This window comes from Rugamonas rubra (genome assembly GCF_900114705.1).
GTDB classification, from domain to species: domain Bacteria; phylum Pseudomonadota; class Gammaproteobacteria; order Burkholderiales; family Burkholderiaceae_D; genus Rugamonas; species Rugamonas rubra.
In genome coordinates, this window is sequence record NZ_FOTW01000007.1 from 15,759 (window position 1) to 32,280 (window position 16,522).

The following is a 16,522-nucleotide window of genomic DNA, read 5'->3' on the forward strand; positions in this document are numbered from 1 at the left end:
AACCACAAGCCGTCGCGCTCCAGTCGGAAATCAAAGAATTCTCCGAGCGGAATCGCCAGCTTACTGCCGAGTTCGTGTCCAAATGTCGGCACTGACCCCGCCGTGTGACTATCGACTAACGCGACGCGACGCGGGCGCGCAGCGCTTCGAGCATCTTGGGGATGCTGTCCTTGCTCATGCTGTCGACGATCCAGCCGAAGCCGATCGGCACCGGGCCGGGGTCGGTGTAGACCAGGTAGCGCACCTCGGTCTTGCCGCGGTCGGCGGCCAACGGCGCCAGCTGCCAGTGGCCGCTGGTGTCGGCGATGGTCTCGTCGGGCTTCAGGCCCTCGCTGGGCACCAGCTTCCAGGCCAGCCGGCAGCTTTGCGCACCGGCCTTCGGCTCCATCCGCAGACGATATTTTTTGACCTTGCCCATCGGCAGCTTGAGCGTCAGGTCGAGCAGCGCGCTGCCGCCGGCGCCGGCGCTGACCTTGACCTTGTCGACGTTGGGCATGAAGCTGGGGTAGTCGGCGTAGTCCTGGATCGCCGCGCACAGCGTGGCCAGCGGCGCGGCGATGACGGTGCCGGCGGCGAAGGTCTTGCCCGCCACGCCGCTCTGGCTGACGTCCTGCAGCGCCACCTTGTTGGCGGCCAGCGGCCCCAAATCCGGCGGCGCGGCCTGCGCCAGCGCGGCCGGCAGCAGCAGCGCGGCGGCCGTTTTCATCATGTTCGTTATGCTTGTCATGCTTGCCTTTCTCATGGCGCCTCGACGCGGCGGCGGATCTCGTCGACGTCGACGCGCGCCAGATAGCGTTCGATGTTCTTCCACATCGGATGGTAGCCGTAGCCGCCCTGCTTCAATTCGGCCACGGCGCGCGCCCGGCTCCAGTCCTGGTACAGCATGCGGTACATCGCCACCATCATGCCGGTGCGGTCGGCGCCGTGCTGGCAGTGCAGCAGCACCGGGCCGTCGCGCTCGGCGGCGCGGATGGCGCGCAGCGCGGCGACGACGTGGCGGTCGCCGACCTCCCAGGTGTTGATGGGCACGCGCACGGCGCGGATGCCGCTGTGCTCGAGCAGCGCCGTGTCGGCGTGGAAGGAGCGCAGGCTGACCACGGTGCGCACGCCGAGCGCGCGGATCTGCGCCAGGTCCTTGCTGTCGAGCGCGGCGCTGCGGAACAGGCCGGGCGTGACGCGGTACAGGTTGGCGGCGCGGTCGACCGGCTCGGCCCAGTCGGCCGGCCGGGCGGCCGGGGCCAGTTCGGCGCCCGACGCCGAGGCGGCGCGCGCGGCGGCCCCCGGTTCGGTCGGCGGCGCGGCGGCGGCCGCCAGCGCGGCGCGCGGCGCCAGCAGGGTCGCCAGCGCGAGCAGCAGCGGCGGGATCAATCGTTTCATATTTTTTTCCTGTAAGAGAACCACAACAGCAGGCCGCCAAGGCACAGCGAGACCCAGTAGTCGGTCGGCGCGCACCACAGCCAGTGCTTGTGCCAGGCGATGGACGCGGGGTTGAAGCGGGCCACGCCGTAGGCCGGGTTGAGGACGAACCACAGGTAGTCCTCGATGATCCAGAACAGCATGATACTGCCCAGCGCGCGCGCCTCCAGCCGCGCCGACCACTGCTGCATGAACAGCAGCGGGAAGTGGAAGAACAGCGCGACGAAGGGGAACACCCAGGCATGATAGCCGGTCATCGGCCGGCCGCCCCAGAAGATATCGAGCAGCCAGTGGTGCTCGACGCGCCAGGTCGGCAGGTTGGCGGCCCAGCCGGCGGCGCCCTCGATCTGGATCTCGACCTGGGCGAAGAACAGGCCGAGCAGCGCGACCCAGGCGACGGTCAGGGCGATCTGCCAGGGCTTGTTGGCGCCCGCCATCAGGCGGCGACTCCCGCGTCCGTTGCGGCGGCCCCGGTGTCAGTGGCGGCCCCGGTGGTGGTGGCGGCCCCGGTGGTGGCAGCGCCTGCGGCGCCGGCCAGCACGCGCGCCAGCACGGCGTCGGCGGCGCCGGCGCGGCCCAAGGCGACGGCCTTGGCGCGCATCTCGGCCAGCTTGGCGGGGTTGGCCAGCAGGTGGCGCACGCGGTATTCCAGCGTGACGCCGTCGAAGGCCTTCAGCGCGACGCCCTGCTCGAGCAGGAAGTCGGCGTTGCGCTCCTCCTGGCCGGGGATGGGCGAGTTGACGATCATCGGCAGCCCCATGGCCAGGCATTCGGAGGTGGTCAGGCCGCCCGGCTTGGTGATGACCAGGTCGGCGCAGGCCATCAGCCGCTCGACCTGGTCGGTGAAGCCCTGTGCCAGCAGGCGGCCGGGGTGGCGCGCGGCGAGCTGCCGCAGGGCGGCCAGGGCGGCGGCGTTGTTGCCGGCCAGGACGATCAGCTGGAAGTCGCCGTCCAGCGCCAGCAGGCGCGCGGCGACGGTGTCCAGGCTGCCCAAGCCGGCGCCGCCGCCCATCAGCAGGATGGTGGTGCGGCTCGGGTCGAGGCCGAGGGCGGCGGCGGCCTGCGCGCGCGGCGGCGCTTGGGCGAAGGCCGGCATGATGGGGATGCCGGTGACGTGGATGCGGGCGTCGGCGATGCCCTGGTCGCGCATGCGGAAGGCCACCTCGTCGTTGGCGGCGAAGTAGCCGCTCATGTGCTCGTGCACCCACATGCGGTGCAAGTCGAAGTCGGTGACCTGCACCCACACCGGGCAGGTCAGCTGGCCCTGGCGCAGCGCGCGCGAGAGGATCTCGGCCGGCAGGAAGTGGGTGCAGATGATGGCGTCGGGCTGGAAGGCCTCGACCTCGCGCAGCAGGGCGCGGGTGTTGAGGCGCTCGACGCCACGGCGCAGCCGCTGCATCGAGCTGTCGGCCTGGGCCTCGTTGGTGACGTGGTAGAGGTAGCCCCACAGCGCCGGCGCCTTGTTGACCAGCTTGATGTAGAAGTCGGTGTAGAGCTTGCGGAAGCCGGCGCTGACATAGTTCATCACGTCGAGGTGGGTGGCGACGGCGGTGCCGCCGGCCAGGTTGGCGTGCGCCTCGATGGCCTGGGCCGCGCGCATGTGGCCGGCGCCGGCGGAGACGCTGAGCAGCAGGATTTTTTTCTGGATCATGGCGGGCGGGGAACGGGGTCCCGGTGGTGAAACATGGCGCAAAGAATAACATTGATTGCGCCGGGCGGGCGCGGCGGCTGGCGCGCCGCCCGCCCCCGCCGTCCCGCCGGCCTACCAGGCCTTGGCGCTGCGCAGCACCGGATACAGGTTGAAGCGCTCGTCCCACGAGCTGTGGCGGCGGGCGAAGAACTCCAGCCGGGCCTCCGGGCTGGCGGCGAAGGCCGGCTCGCCGGCCAGCTTGCTCTGGAAGGCGGCGGCCAGCGCCGGGTCGGCCGCCAGCTGTTCGCGGGCGACGTCCTCGGCGACGTACTCCTCCATGTACTCCTTGCGCTCGAAGGCGGTGTTGAATTCGCCCCAGGCCAGCAGCGAGTCGGCGCCGCTCGGCTCGAACAGGGTCACCACCAGGCGCGCCTTGGCCTGGGCGATGGGCACGAACAAGGCGCCGGCGCCGACCTCGCGCCGCTCGCTCTTCCACTCGCCCTGCAGCGCCAGCGCCTGGCGGCCCTCGAAGGACTGCGCGCCGAACTTGGCCTGCTCGGCGCGGAAGGTCTCCACCTCGATTGGGCCGGGCGCCCGCGCCAGCAGCTTGAACTCGACGCCGTGCAGGCGCAGGCGGGCGGCGACGCGCTCGGCCAGCGCGGCCGGCACCAGGTAGCCGCCTTGCGGCGCCGTCGCCAGCAGCTTGGGCACCACCTCGTCGCGCAGCGGCACGCGCCAGGTCTGCGGCGTGCTCTCGTCGTAGTGGGTCATCAGGCCGCCGGACACCTCGGACGGGGTGCGCGTGTAGGCGTAGCCGGGGAAGTCGATCATCGTCGTGCGGGCGGTGGCCTGGTAGCTGAGCGGCACGGCCGTGCCGGCCAGGGCGGCGGCGCGCAGGTCGGCGGCGCGGGTCTGCGCCTGCCACTCGCGGCCGTGCAGGGCCACCTGCGACAGCAGCGAGACGATGGTGTTGCGGGTGATGCCGACGCGGGTCGGGTAGTCCTTCCACGAGTGGGTCTCGACCAGCATGGCGAAGCGGTTGCGCAACGGGAAGTAGCCGGTCGAGAAGCGCGGCGCGGCCATGCCGTCCTCGAAGCCGGACTGCGGGTCGTCGTTGACGGCGAAGGAGATGTAGAACGGTTTCGGGTCGGAGCCGGCGCGCTTCAGGTCGGCCATGACGGCGTCGCGCAGGGCGGCGCCGGAGCGCATCAACTCGGCGTCGCCGCCGTGCACCGGCTCGACCTGGATCGACACGTCGGGCTGGAACTTGGCGCCGTCGGTGACGTGCAGGTCGATGTAGGCCAGCGGGTCCCAGGCGTTGACCAGGGCCAGCATGGCGCGCATCTCGGGCGCGTCGGCCTTCACATAGTCGCGGTTCAGGTTGTAGTTCTGCGCCGTGGTGCGCCAGCCCATGGCGACCGGGCCGCGCTGGTTGGGCCGGTTCCACCGGCCGAAGCGCTCGTGGCCGTCGACATTGAAGACGGGGACGAACAGCAGCACCTGCTTGTCCAGGGCGCCGGGCGCGGCCTGGCCGTCCAGCGCCTGGCGCAACGCCAGGAAGCCGGCGTCCTTGCCGTCGATCTCGCCGGCGTGGATGCCGCCCTGCACCAGCAGCACCGGCAGGCCGCGCGCCTTGGCCTGGGCCGGCGTCAGCGCGCCAGTGCGCGAGACGGCCAGCGCCAGCATCGGGCGGCCCTCCGGCGTGCGGCCGAACTCGAAGCAGCGCACCGCCTTGGGGTAGGCCCGCTGGAAGCGCGCGCACAGTTGCTGCACCTCGGCGTAGCGGCCGGTGTGCTGGAAGCCGGAGCGTTCGGCGGCGGTGCTCAGGTCGGGTGCGGCATGGGCCGGCGCGACGGCGGCGGCAAGGGCGAACAGCAGGGCAGAACGAATCATCGGCAAGGCTCCGGCGGGGTGGGGGAAGAAGCGCCGCCCCGGCGGCGGGGACGGGGCGGGCGCGCCGGAGATTATAGGGCCTATTCGGCCGCCGCATACAGTCGCGGCGGCGCCGCCGGCGGGCGCCGCCGCGACCACGCTCAGGAGCCGAAGTGGTGGTTCAACTCGAGCCAGACCTGGCGTCCGGCCGGGCTGAAGCTACCCACCGGGTAGTTCGGCCAGCCGCCGCTGGTGTCGGTCTTGATCTTGTCGAAGACGTTGTTGACGATCAGCGACAGGCTGGTGCGCGGGGTGATTCGGTAGACGGTGCTGGCGTTGACCCGGGTGGTGGTGTTGAGCAGCGCCGTCTGGGCCGCGTTCGGCACCCGGCCGTAGCGGCTGAGGAACAGGGTACTCGACCAGTCGCCGATGTTCCAGTTCAGGCTGGTGTTGAGCTTGTTCGGCCAGTCGCTGTTGGTCAGGTCGGCCAGGTCGTCGTTGATCGGGTCGCCGGGGAACTGGCGCGACTTCTTGCTGAACGACTTGGAGAAGTTGCCCGACCAGACGAAGCGGCCGTAGCCGGCGGTGCGCAGCGCGTACTTGAAGGCGATGTCGATGCCGCTGACGGCCTGGTAGGCGGCGTTGATCGGGTTGACCAGCACCTGTTTGACCTCGCCCGGCTTGTAGGGCGCGTCGGCGGCGTAGCGGATCACCCGGTTGGCGACGTCGACGCAGGTCGGCGAGCCCTTGGCGTTGGCGCCGCTGTAGCAGTCGGCCTCGTCGCGCAGCAGGCGGTCGGCGCTCAGGTTGGTGACCAGGTCGTCGATCTTGATGTTCCAGTAGTCGAGCGAGACGTCGAAGTCGGCGCTGGGCGACCAGACCAGGCCGGCGCCGAAGGACTTGCCCTTCTCCGACTTGAGCTCCTTGCTGCCGTACTGGACGTAGTCGAAGCCGGGCGAGACGTTGGCGTAGTCGCAGTTGTCGATGCTCTGGCCGGCCTTGGCGCAGCGCAGGTAGTCGGTGCTCGAGGCGTAGTAGCCGTTGCCGCGCGCCTGGAAGATGTAGTTCATGTCGGGCGCGCGGAAGCTGGTGGCGTAGTTGCCGCGCACCAGCAGCGACTTGGCCGGGCGCCATTCGAGGCCGCCGTTGTAGGCCAGCTTGCCCTCGCTGCGGTCGGCGAACTTGTAGCGGTCGTAGCGGCCGGCCAGGTTGGCGTTGAGCTGCTCGAGCAGGGGCACGCTGGCCTCGGCGCCGACGGCGTGGCGGCCGCGCGTGCCGGCCACCTCGTCGGACTGCACGACGGTGTTGAAGACGCCCTGGTTGATGCGCGCGTCGGGCGTCTGGCGGAAGCCCTGGCGGCCGGCCTCGGCCAGCACGGCCAGCTTGACGGCGCCGGCCGGCAGCTGGAACAGCTCGCCGTTGGCGTTGAGGCTGACGTTGTTGACCCAGGAGCGGTCCCGACTGTCCGAGTTGGCGGTGATGCTGTCGAACTCGGCCGGCGTGAGGCGGCGGCTCAGGCGCGCCGGATCGGGCGCGTAGATGTTGACGCCGCTGGCGTCGAGGCCCAGCTTGGGGCCGAGGAAGAAGGCGTCGATGTTGGCCAGCGCGCGCGGCGAGTGGTTCTTGCTCTGGTAGGCCGATGCGTTGTAGCCGGCCTCGTAGGCCCAGCTGCTGCCGGGCAGCTTGCCGCGCGCGCCGAAGGAGACGGCGCTGGCGACGTCCTGCCATTGGCGGTTGTAGCGCTCGACGCCGCCGATCTCCTCCGGCGCGATGTACTTGGTCCAGGTCTCGTAGACGCCGGTGTTCTTGTTGAGGAAGTAGTTGCCGGCGGTCGAGGCCGAGGTCCACGCCGGGCCGCGCGTGTTGTTCTCGCTCTTGTTGCTCGCCAGCAGAAGGTCGCCGAACAGGACGGTGCCGCCGGGCAGCTCGTAGTTCAGGCTGCCGAAGAAGTTCTGGCTGCTGTTCTTGGTCTGGGTGGTCCAGTAGGTCGGCCGCGTCTTGGCGCTGGCGCAGTAGCTGCCCTTCTTGGTGGCGTACTTGACGGTGCTGTGCTGGTACAGGTCGCCCAGCACGTCGCAGCTGTCGCCGAGGTCGTAGTAGTTGCCGGTCTTCAGGCTCTTGCGCGACAACACGATGGTCGGCAGGCCGTCCTTGGCCGACATGAAGTCGCGGTCCATGCTCCACAGCGGCTCGCGCTCGCTCAGTTCCAGGCTGAACAGGCCGTTGAGCCGGTCGACGCTGCCGCCGCCGGTGATCTGCAGGCGCTGCTCGGCGCCGCCGCCACGGGTGGTGGAGCCGGCCTTGAGGTTGACGTCGATGCCCTCGGCCTGCTTCTTGAGGATCACGTTGACCACGCCGGCGATGGCGTCCGAGCCGTAGATGGCCGAGGCGCCGCCGCTGAGGATCTCGATGCGCTCGACCACGCTCGACGGGATGTTGGCCAGGTTGGTGAAGTTGACCGTGCCCTCGTAGGCGATGGGGAAATCGGCGATGCGGTGGCCGTTGAGCAGGATCAGCGTGTGGTTGGGGCCGAGGCCGCGCAGACTGATGGCGTTGGCCGACGGCGTGTGGGTGTTGCCGAAGTCGGCGCCCTGGACGAAGCCGCTGTTCTGCGACTGGTTGCTGAGCGCGTCGAAGACGTTCTTGTAGCCCTGCTTGGTGATCTCGTCGCCGGTGATGACGGTGACGGCCGACGGCCCCTCCAGCGTGGCGCGGGGGATGCGCGAGCCGGTCACCACCACGGCGGTCGGCGCGGCGGCGGCGCCCTGGCCGGGAGCGGCGGCGGCGGCCGCTGGCGCCTGCGCCTGGGCCGCCTGGCCGCACAACAGCGCGATCACGCCGGCCGCCAGCGGTTTCAATCTCAAGTGTGTCGTCTTCATCGGGTTCTTCGCCATGTCAAAAAACTCAACAGTAGCAAAAACTATATAGATGGAGAACGAATATCTCCATGTTTTCTTATGCGAATAATCGACTTGTCATGAAATGCAACACTAGCATTCGGCTAGTAGGCGATATCTTCCATGCGGAAACGATACTTGCGCCGCTCCGGCAGACTCCATTCCGGCCCGGCCTCCACTTGCCTGGGCTTGGGCGGCTCGGACGGCACGCTGGCGGACGCTGGCGGCGGGATGGCGGCGGGCGCGACAACGGCGACAGCGAGCGGGGCGGCGGCCAACTCCGCCCTCCTCTGTTCCGAGGCGAGCTCCCGGCGCAAGCGGCTGGCGACGGTCCATTTTTTGTCGGCGGGCCGGCGCACGGACAGGTCGGACCAGGCATTGCGGTTGCTGCGGGCGAAGGAGCGGGCGAACTGGTTGGGCGAGACGGCGCGCCCGTTGTGGATGATCTGGTCGCCCACCACCTCCGCATAATTGTGTTCGCCATAGCTCCAAGAGCGCAGCCGGGTGCCCTCCGGCAGAAACAGCGATTTCCATTGGTAGCCATGGAGCGACCGCCGGCCCGGGCGCGGAGACTGCTGCTCACACAACCACAGTTCGACCGCCGCCAGCATCACGGCGGATAAATCCTGCGGGCCGCCATGCTTTTCCAGATGCGCAATCAGCTGGAGCAGGACGGGGTGGGGAAGCTGCACGGACACTGTGGTAAACATTCTCTTTTCTCCTCTGCTTTGCCCTGCTTTTTTCTCTTTCCTTCTCTTTTGACCCGCATAACGAAAAAGAGTTCAAAGCAGAGGAAAAGAGAAGAAAAAAGAAGGAAAAGCAGAAGGTTTACCAGAGGGGTTTGGAACCGCGCGCCCCCTACCTATACTCCGGCGCGGCATGACTGAGTGCGCAAGCTGGCGCTTTCGCACGAGATTGAAACCAGCAAGTTCAAGGCCAGCTCGGCGCCGGCTCGGCTGCGGCGTTGAATTTTCCGGGCGACACGCCCAGCGAGCGGCGGAACATCGAGATGAAGGCGCTCAGGCTGTCGTAGCCCAGCTCCAGCGCCACGCTGGTGACGGCGCCGCCGGCGGCGAGCAGTTCGATCGCGCGCATCAGGCGGGCGCGCGTGCGCCAGGTGGAGAAGGCCAGGCCCGTTTCCAGGGCGAAGCGGCGGGTCAGCGTGCGCGGCGCGATGCCGACCCAGGCGGCCCATTCCGGCAGGCTGCGCGGATCGGCCGGGTCGGCCGCCAGTTGCTGGGCGATTTTCAGCAGGCGGCGCTCGGACGGCAGCGGCAAGGTCAGGCGCTGGCGCGGCAGGCTGGCGATTTCGTCGAGAATGACGGCGGCGATGCGCGCGCGTGCCGCCGAATGCGACGACGCGGAACGAACGGCGGAGCCGACCAGGGCACCTATGACGGCTTCGGCATCGGCGGCGCGCCAGCTGGCGGCGCGCAGCACCGCCTCGCGCAACAGGCCGGACACGGCCACCACCTGCGGCAGCGACGGCAGGTCGGCGCAGGCAGGCGGCGCCACGTACACGCTCCATGCTTGGCAAGGGCCGTGGGCGCGCAGGCTGTGGCGGTGGCCGGGCGGCAGCCAGATGGCGTGGCCGGGGGGCACGATCAGGCGCTCTTGTTCGGTGTCGATGCTGAGCAGTCCGGCGATGGCGCCGAGCAATTGGCCGCGCGCGTGGGCGTGCGTCGGCGTGGTGCGCGGCGCGGCGGCCGCAACAACGGCGATGACGGCCGGGCCGTCGGCAAGGTCGGCCAACGCGGGATCGAGGATGGGAACGGCGGCGGAGACGGTTTTGGCTTGCATGCGACACATTCTGGCATTTTTGCGCAAGCCAGGCCAGCGCGGCGCGCGCATGATGACGTTTTCAACAGCGAAGGAGTAACACCATGCGGACCATGCGGGCAGAAGACGTACTTCCGGACGACATCAACAGCGGCGAGTTCAAGGGCATGACGATCAGGAAAGGCACGGTCGCCGCCTTCCTCGCCAACGCCCGCACCTGGCTGGACGCCAACGCGGCGCCGGACGCCACGGCGACGGCCGGCGCACGCATCGTCGAGGCCCTGCCGGCGCTGGGCGCGCTCGGCCTGTTCGAGATCCTGCATATCGCCGACCCGCGCCTGCGCGCCTTCGTCGAACAACACGGCGCGGCGGCGGCAGAATGAAAAAAGGGCGGCCAACGGCCGCCCTCCCCTTTCACGGCAAGCGTCTTAGGCGACGTTGCTGCGGCTACCCGCCGACGCCGGCGCCGGCGCGTTGAAGGCGGCGATCAGCGTCGCCTCCTTCTGCTTGGCGGCCTTCAGGTGGCGTTCCTTGACGTGGCCATAACCCCGGATGTCCTCGGGAATGCTGGCGATGGCCACCGCCTGCGTCAGCTTGTCCGCCGTCAGCTTGGGCAGCAGGGCCGCCACCGTCTGGCGGTACTCGACGATCAGCGCGCGCTCCATCTTGCGCTCGGCGGTGTAGCCGAACACGTCGAGGGCGCTGCCGCGCAGGCCCTTGAACTTGGCCAGTACACCGAAGGCCTTCATCATCCACGGGCCGAACTCCTGCTTGACCAGCTGGCCGTTGGAGTCGTGCTTGGCAAACAGCGGCGGCGCCAGGTGGAACTTGAGCTTGATGTCGCCCTCGAACATGCCGGCGATCTTCTGCTGGAAGGCGCCGTCGGTGTACAAGCGGGCCACCTCGTACTCGTCCTTGTAGGCCATCAGCTTGTAGAAGTAGCGCGCCACCGCCTCGGCCAGGCGGCTGCCCTTGCCCAGCTTGGCCTCCTCGGCGCGCACCTGGTCGACCAAGGCCTTGTACTGGCCGGCGTAGGCGGCGTCCTGGTAGGCGGTGAGCAGTTCGACGCGGCGGGCGACGACGTCGTCGAGCGTCTGGATGCGCTTGAACTCGATCACCTTGGCCGGCGTGGTCAGCTTGACCACCGCGGCCAGGTCGTGCGCCGCCGTGCGGCCCCAGGCGAAGGCCGATTTGTTGAAGCCGACCGAGACGTTGTTCAACTCGATCGCCTTGATGATCGAGGCCTCGCTGAGCGGCACGTGGCCGCGCTGGAAGGCGTAGCCGAGCATGAACATATTGGTGGCGATGGAGTCGCCCATCAGCGCGGTGGCGATCTGGCCGGCGTCGACGAAATCGACCTGCTTGTCGCCGCAGGCCTTGATGATCTCGCCGCGCGAGGAGGCGTCGGGGAACTGCCAGTCGGGGTTCTTGACGAAGGCGGCGGTCGACGAGCCGGTCGAGTTGATGGCGGCGAAGGTGCGCCCCTCGCCCATGCGCGACAGGGCGTCGCGGCTGGCCGTGACGATCAGGTCGCAGCCGATCACCAGGTCGGCGCTGCCGGTGCCGACGCGGGTCGAGTGCAAATCGGCCTGCCGGTCGGCCAGGCGCACGTGCGACATCACCGGGCCGCCCTTTTGCGCCAGCCCGCTCATGTCCAGCACCACCGCGCCCTTGCCCTCGACGTGGGCGGCCATGGCCAGGATTTGGCCGACGGTGACCACGCCGGTGCCGCCGATGCCGGTGATGAGGATGCCGAACGGCGTCGTGGTCAGCGGAATGGCCGGCATCGGCAGCACCGGCATGGCGGCGTCGCCGGCGGCGGCCTTCTTCGGCTTCTTCAAGGCACCGCCCTCGACCGTCACGAAACTCGGACAGAAGCCGGTGGTGCAGGAGAAGTCCTTGTTGCAGGACGACTGGTTGATCTGGCGCTTGCGCCCCAGTTCCGTCTCCAACGGTTCGACCGACAGGCAGTTCGACTGCACCGAGCAGTCGCCGCAGCCTTCGCAGACGGCCTCGTTGATGACGGCGCGCTTGGCCGGGTCCGGGTATTCGTTGCGTTTCCGGCGACGCCGCTTCTCGGAGGCGCAGGTCTGGTCGTAGATCATGGCCGACACGCCGGGCTGGTCGCGCAGCTCGCGCTGCACGTCCATCAGTTCGCTGCGGTGGCGCACGGTGACGCCCTCGGCCCACTTGTAGTCGGACGGGTACTTGTCCGGCTCGTCGGTGACGACGATGATCGGGCCGACGCCCTCGGCGGCGATCTGGCGCGAGATCATGCCGGGGTCGAGCGGGCCGTCGAACTCCTGGCCGCCGGTCATGGCGACGGCGTCGTTGAACAGGATCTTGTAGGTGATGTTGACCTTGGCCGCCACCGCCGCGCGGATCGCCAGGATGCCGGAGTGGAAGTAGGTGCCGTCGCCCAGGTTGGTGAAGACGTGCTTCTCGTTGGTGAACGGCGCCTGGCCGACCCAGGTGACGCCCTCGGCGCCCATGTGGGTGAAGGTCGAGGTTTCACGGTCCATCCACAGCACCATGTAGTGGCAGCCGATGCCGGCCAGCGCGCGCGAGCCCTCGGGCACCTTGGTCGAGCTGTTGTGCGGGCAGCCCGAGCAGAAATAGGGCGTGCGGTCGGTCTGCGGGTTCGGCTTGGCCGGCACCGAGGTGAGCACCAGCTCCTTGGCCTCGAGGAAGGCGATGCGCTCCTGCACGCGCTGGGCCACCGGGTGGCCGGCGCAGTAGTGCGAGATGCGGCTGGCGATGGCGCGGGCGATCTGCGCCGGGTTCAGCTCGTAGGTGGCCGGCAGCAGCCAGTCGCCGTGGCCGCTGCGGTGCTTGTTGCTCCACTCGCCGGTGTCGTCGAATTTGCCGACCACGCGGGGCCGTTCGCCGTCCTTCAGGTTGTACAGCTCCTCCTTGAGCGCGTACTCGAGGATCTGGCGCTTCTCCTCCACCACCAGGATCTCGTCGAGGCCCTTGGCGAAGGCGTGCACGCCGTCGGCCTCGAGCGGCCAGGTCATGCCGATCTTGTAGAGGCGGATGCCGATGTCGGCGGCGGCCTGCTCGTCGATGCCCAGGTCGGCCAGCGCCTGCCGCGTGTCCAAATACGACTTGCCGGCGGTGATGATGCCGATCTTGGCCTTCGGGCTGTCCCAGATGATTTTGTTGAGCTTGTTGGCGCGGGCGTAGGCCAGCGCGGCGTACCACTTGTGGCTGTTCATCCGCACTTCCATGTCGAGCACGGTGTCGGGCCAGCGGATGTTCAGGCCGCCCTCGGGCAGCTCGAAGTCGTCCGGCATGACGATCTGCACGCGGTCGGGGTCGAAGTCGACCACGGCGCCGGACTCGATGATGTCGGTGACGCACTTCATCGACACCCACAGGCCGGTGTAGCGGCTCATCGCCCAGGCGTGCAGGCCGTAGTCGATGTACTCCTGCACCGAGGCCGGGTAGAGCACCGGGATGCCGCAGGCGTTCAGGATATGGTCGGACTGGTGGGCGGTCGACGAGGACTTGGCGGCGTGGTCGTCGCCGGCCAGCACCAGCACGCCGCCGTGCTTGGCGGAACCGGCGTTGTTGGCGTGCTTGAAGACGTCGCCGCAGCGGTCGACGCCGGGGCCCTTGCCGTACCACATGGAGAAGACGCCGTCGTACTTGGCGTCCTTGAACAGGTTGGTTTGCTGGGTGCCCCAGACGGCGGTGGCGGCGAGGTCCTCGTTCATGCCGGGGTGGAACTTGACGTGGTGGGCGTCGAGGTGTTTCTTCGCCTTCACCGCCGTCATGTCGACGCTGGTGACGGGCGAGCCGCGGTAGCCGGTGATGTAGCCGGCCGTGTTCAGGCCGGCCTTCAGGTCGCGCTCGCGCTGCATCATCGGCAGGCGGATCAGGGCCTGGGTGCCGGTGATGAAGGCGCGGCCGCGCTGCAGCGTCCACTTGTCGTCGAGGGAAATGCCGTCCGCGTGCGGACCCGGCTCCAGGTGCGAGCCCTTGATTGGTGCGTTCATTGCTGTTGTCTCCATTATTCTCATTGCGGTACGCGGCCGGGCCGGGTCGGTCCCACCGCGCGATCCGACACGCCTTGTGGGCGCGCCGGAGCGGAAAATGTGTTTTTTTACAGGGTATCACAAGGCCGCCGCGGCGTTCTGCGCGCTGCTGGCGGCTTCAAACCTCGGGGCCGAGGACTCCAACCAAGGGTCAGACCCTAGGGTCTGACCCTGGTTTGCGAGCCCGGCTCCCCCCGGCGCGCTCAGGCCGGCGTCGTGGCCGGGTCCCGCAGCACGCCGCGCTTGATCTGGTCGAGCTCGATGGACTCGAACAGGGCGCGGAAATTGCCCTCGCCGAAGCCCTGGTCGCCCTTGCGCTGGATGATCTCGAAGAAGATCGGGCCGATCACGTTCTGCGTGAAGATCTGCAACAGCAGCTCGCGCTCGTGCTCGGCGCTGTGGCCGTCGAGCAGGATGCGCAGGCGGCGCAGCTCGGCCAGGTTCTCGCCGTGGTGCGGCAGGCGCCGCTCGACCAGCTCGTAGTAGGTCTCGACGGTGTCCTGGAAGGCGACGCCGCCGTCGCGCAACTGCTGCACCGAGGCGTAGATGTCGTCGCTGCCCAGGGCGATGTGCTGGATGCCCTCGCCGTGGTACTGGTCGAGGTATTCGGCGATCTGCGACTTGTCGTCGGAGGACTCGTTGATGGGGATGCGGATCTTGCCGCAGGGCGAGGTCATCGCCTTCGACTTCAGTCCCGTCAGCTTGCCCTCGATGTCGAAGTAGCGCACCTCGCGGAAGTTGAACAGGCTCTCGTAGAAGCCGGCCCACTCCTTCATGCGGCCACGGTGGACGTTGTGGGTCAGGTGGTCGATATAGGTCAGGCCCTTGCCGGCCGGCTTGGCGACGGCGCCGGGGATGGCGACGAAGTCGACGTCGTAGATGCTGATGTCGCCGATCGCGCCCGGCGCCGGGGCGGCGCCGGCGGCGGCGCCCTTGCCGCGCCAGCGGTCGACGAAGTACAGCAGCGAGTCGCCGACGCCCTTGATGGCCGGAATGTTGAGCTCCATCGGCCCGGTGTGGTTGTCGAAGCCCCAGGCGCCCAGCTCGAGCGCGCGTTTATACGTGTGGGCGGCGTCGGCGACGCGGATGGCGATGGCGCACACCGACGGGCCGTGCTGGCGGGCGAAGCGCTGGGCGAAGGAGTCCTGCTCGGCGTTGATGATGAAGTTGATCTCGCCCTGGCGGTACAGGGTGACGTCCTTGTGGCGGTGGCGCGCGATGGCGGTGAAGCCCATGCGTTCGAACAGCGCGCCGAGCGCCTTCGGATCGGGCGCGGCGTATTCGACGAACTCGAAGCCGTCGGTGCCCATCGGGTTGTCCCATGGCTGGAATTGCATGGCTGTCTCCTTGGCTGTACCAGGTTTTATTATGCGCACAGTATAGACCCGGCGCGCCGGCAGAAAATTGCAAACAATTCCCGCCGCACCCCGTTTTGCGCAATAATATTGCCCTGATTTCGAATTTCTGAGGTGTTCATGACCAAGATCGCGCTGGATAAAACGGACCGCAAGATTCTCGCCATCCTGCAGGCCGACGGCCGCCTGTCCAACCAGGACGTGGCCGAGCTGGTCAGCCTGTCGCCCTCGCCCTGCCTGCGCCGCATCAAGCGGCTCGAGGAGGCCGGCGTGATCCGCCAGTACGTCGCCCTGCTCGACCCGGACAAGATCGGCCTGGGCCTGCTGGCCTACGTCAACGTGCGGCTGGAGAAGCACAGCGAGGCGGCGGCGCACAGCAACGCCCGCGCGCTCGGCGCGGCGCCGGCGGTGGCCTCGCCGCGGGCCGACTTCGCCGTCTCGGTCGAACAGTGGCCCGAGGTGGTGGCCTGCTACGCCATGACGGGGGAGATGGACTACCTGCTGCGCGTGCACGTCGAGGACATGGACCACTTCTCGCGCTTCATGATGGCGACGCTGCTGCGCCACCCGGCCGTGCTGGATGTCAAATCGAGCTTCGCCCTGCAGCGCATCAAGGACACCACGGCGCTGCCGCTGGTGTAGCCGCCGGGGTCAGTGCCGACATTCGGACACGAGCTCAGCATTAACGCCGGTCCGACAAGCAATTTGTCCGAATGTCGGCACTGACCCCGGTTGTGCGCTTGCTCAGCGGGGCTTGCGGCCGGGCAGCCGGTCGAGCCACTTGACGGCGGCGCGGGTGTTGGCCTTGAGCGTGTAGTCGATGGTGGCGAACTGCTCCTCGACGGCCTCCTGCAACATGCTGCCCGGATTGGGCGGCGACAGCTTGAGGTAGGCGTCGGCCTCGCCGTAGTCGCGCTGGATCGCCATGCCGGCCTTGCGGGCGATGTGCATCATCGTCTGGTTCGACGACAGGCAGTGCATGTATAGGGTGTCGACGTCGTTGTTGCGGCAGTGGATGGCGGCGCGCTCGAACAGCTTGCTGCCCACGCCCATGCCGCGCACCGAGCGGCTGACCGAGACGCCGAACTCGGCCACGTTTTCCTTGTCGGTCACGGCGCTCTTGTCGGGGTCGGTCTTGGCGAACGCCAGGTGGCCGACGGCGACCAGCTGGAACACCCGGTTGTAGACGCCGAACACCATGTCGCGCTTGAGGTCGATGCGGTTGACGTAGTCGCTCACCAGCTCGTCGGGCAGCATCGAGCCGAAGCGCAACAGGCGGTCGGCCCGCTCGAGGCCGAGGAAGTGCTTGAGCATGCGGCGGCGGTCGCGCTCCTGCAGCTCCTTGATCAGCACGGTGGGACGCGGGTTGCGCTTGAACCAGCGCGGCAAGGGGTTTTGAAATAGGTCGATCGAGTTCACTTGGCTACTCCTGGACGCGGCACGCCGGCGCCGCGCGGCCGGCCGGGCCGCCGATGGTGCGGCGCAACATCGGCCTATTGTATCCCAAGCGGCGCGCCGTTTCGTACGGTAGTT

Annotated in this window: 13 protein-coding genes; 2 read left to right on the plus strand and 11 right to left on the minus strand. The window is 68.5% G+C overall.

The genetic code is table 11. The features are described from left to right. Positions 1-115: 115 nt before the first annotated feature. From BM252_RS06395 to BM252_RS06430, 8 genes are all read right to left on the minus strand, one after another. A complete protein-coding gene (locus tag BM252_RS06395) occupies positions 116-727 on the minus strand; it encodes an SRPBCC family protein (protein ID WP_245774124.1) in 612 nt (203 codons plus the stop codon). 11 nt (positions 728-738) lie between these two features. Then, positions 739-1,377 (minus strand): tyrosine-protein phosphatase, encoded by a 639-nt coding sequence (locus BM252_RS06400; RefSeq protein WP_093385233.1) that lies wholly within the window; start codon positions 1,375-1,377, stop codon positions 739-741. Then, a complete protein-coding gene (locus BM252_RS06405) occupies positions 1,374-1,853 on the minus strand; it encodes a hypothetical protein (RefSeq protein WP_093385236.1) in 480 nt (159 codons plus the stop codon). The genes BM252_RS06400 and BM252_RS06405 overlap by 4 nt, the downstream gene beginning before the upstream one ends. After that, the gene (locus tag BM252_RS06410) at positions 1,853-3,067 is read right to left on the minus strand and encodes an MGDG synthase family glycosyltransferase (protein WP_174900439.1); all 1,215 of its coding nucleotides are present in this window, start codon (positions 3,065-3,067) and stop codon (positions 1,853-1,855) included. The genes BM252_RS06405 and BM252_RS06410 overlap by 1 nt, the downstream gene beginning before the upstream one ends. 111 nt (positions 3,068-3,178) lie before the next feature. Next, positions 3,179-4,939, minus strand: a complete 1,761-nt coding sequence (locus BM252_RS06415; protein ID WP_093385238.1) for a M14 family metallopeptidase — start codon at positions 4,937-4,939, stop codon at positions 3,179-3,181. Positions 4,940-5,079: 140 nt separating this feature from the next. Continuing rightward, entirely contained in the window at positions 5,080-7,782 is a 2,703-nt protein-coding gene (locus tag BM252_RS06420) for a TonB-dependent receptor plug domain-containing protein (RefSeq protein ID WP_245774125.1), read from the minus strand. Between the two features lie 137 nt (positions 7,783-7,919). Beyond that, positions 7,920-8,525 (minus strand): hypothetical protein, encoded by a 606-nt coding sequence (locus BM252_RS06425; protein WP_093385243.1) that lies wholly within the window; start codon positions 8,523-8,525, stop codon positions 7,920-7,922. A gap of 220 nt (positions 8,526-8,745) precedes the next feature. Next, positions 8,746-9,615 (minus strand): AraC family transcriptional regulator, encoded by an 870-nt coding sequence (locus BM252_RS06430; RefSeq protein ID WP_245774126.1) that lies wholly within the window; start codon positions 9,613-9,615, stop codon positions 8,746-8,748. Between the two features lie 92 nt (positions 9,616-9,707). On the opposite strand from BM252_RS06430, the gene BM252_RS06435 reads away from it, so the two are divergent. Further along, positions 9,708-9,977 (plus strand): hypothetical protein, encoded by a 270-nt coding sequence (locus BM252_RS06435; RefSeq protein WP_093385249.1) that lies wholly within the window; start codon positions 9,708-9,710, stop codon positions 9,975-9,977. A 45-nt stretch (positions 9,978-10,022) separates the two neighbouring features. On the opposite strand, the gene BM252_RS06440 is transcribed toward BM252_RS06435, so the two are convergent. Then, positions 10,023-13,595: an indolepyruvate ferredoxin oxidoreductase family protein gene (locus BM252_RS06440; RefSeq protein WP_093385252.1), complete on the minus strand. Its 3,573-nt coding sequence runs from the start codon at positions 13,593-13,595 to the stop codon at positions 10,023-10,025. 242 nt (positions 13,596-13,837) lie between these two features. Continuing rightward, positions 13,838-14,971, minus strand: a complete 1,134-nt coding sequence (gene hppD / locus BM252_RS06445; RefSeq protein ID WP_093385254.1) for a 4-hydroxyphenylpyruvate dioxygenase — start codon at positions 14,969-14,971, stop codon at positions 13,838-13,840. Positions 14,972-15,109: 138 nt separating this feature from the next. Between hppD and BM252_RS06450 the strand changes: the two genes are divergently transcribed. Then, positions 15,110-15,631 (plus strand): Lrp/AsnC family transcriptional regulator, encoded by a 522-nt coding sequence (locus BM252_RS06450; protein ID WP_093385904.1) that lies wholly within the window; start codon positions 15,110-15,112, stop codon positions 15,629-15,631. Positions 15,632-15,733: 102 nt separating this feature from the next. Here the strand turns inward: BM252_RS06450 and BM252_RS06455 are convergent, their stop codons facing one another. Continuing rightward, on the minus strand, positions 15,734-16,408 hold the full coding sequence (locus BM252_RS06455) for a GNAT family N-acetyltransferase (protein WP_093385257.1): 675 nt from the start codon (positions 16,406-16,408) through the stop codon (positions 15,734-15,736). Positions 16,409-16,522 lie beyond the last annotated feature (114 nt).

Bases quoted from the DNA above. Each gene is read 5' to 3' on its own strand.
- BM252_RS06395 (WP_245774124.1), bottom strand. From the start codon at position 727: ATGACAAGCATAACGAACATGATGAAAACGGCCGCCGCGCTGCTGCTG.
- BM252_RS06400 (WP_093385233.1), bottom strand. From the start codon at position 1,377: ATGAAACGATTGATCCCGCCGCTGCTGCTCGCGCTGGCGACCCTGCTG.
- BM252_RS06405 (WP_093385236.1), bottom strand. From the start codon at position 1,853: ATGGCGGGCGCCAACAAGCCCTGGCAGATCGCCCTGACCGTCGCCTGG.
- BM252_RS06410 (WP_174900439.1), bottom strand. From the start codon at position 3,067: ATGATCCAGAAAAAAATCCTGCTGCTCAGCGTCTCCGCCGGCGCCGGC.
- BM252_RS06415 (WP_093385238.1), bottom strand. From the start codon at position 4,939: ATGATTCGTTCTGCCCTGCTGTTCGCCCTTGCCGCCGCCGTCGCGCCG.
- BM252_RS06425 (WP_093385243.1), bottom strand. From the start codon at position 8,525: ATGTTTACCACAGTGTCCGTGCAGCTTCCCCACCCCGTCCTGCTCCAG.
- BM252_RS06430 (WP_245774126.1), bottom strand. From the start codon at position 9,615: ATGCAAGCCAAAACCGTCTCCGCCGCCGTTCCCATCCTCGATCCCGCG.
- BM252_RS06435 (WP_093385249.1), top strand. From the start codon at position 9,708: ATGCGGGCAGAAGACGTACTTCCGGACGACATCAACAGCGGCGAGTTC.
- BM252_RS06440 (WP_093385252.1), bottom strand. From the start codon at position 13,595: ATGAACGCACCAATCAAGGGCTCGCACCTGGAGCCGGGTCCGCACGCG.
- hppD (WP_093385254.1), bottom strand. From the start codon at position 14,971: ATGCAATTCCAGCCATGGGACAACCCGATGGGCACCGACGGCTTCGAG.
- BM252_RS06450 (WP_093385904.1), top strand. From the start codon at position 15,110: ATGACCAAGATCGCGCTGGATAAAACGGACCGCAAGATTCTCGCCATC.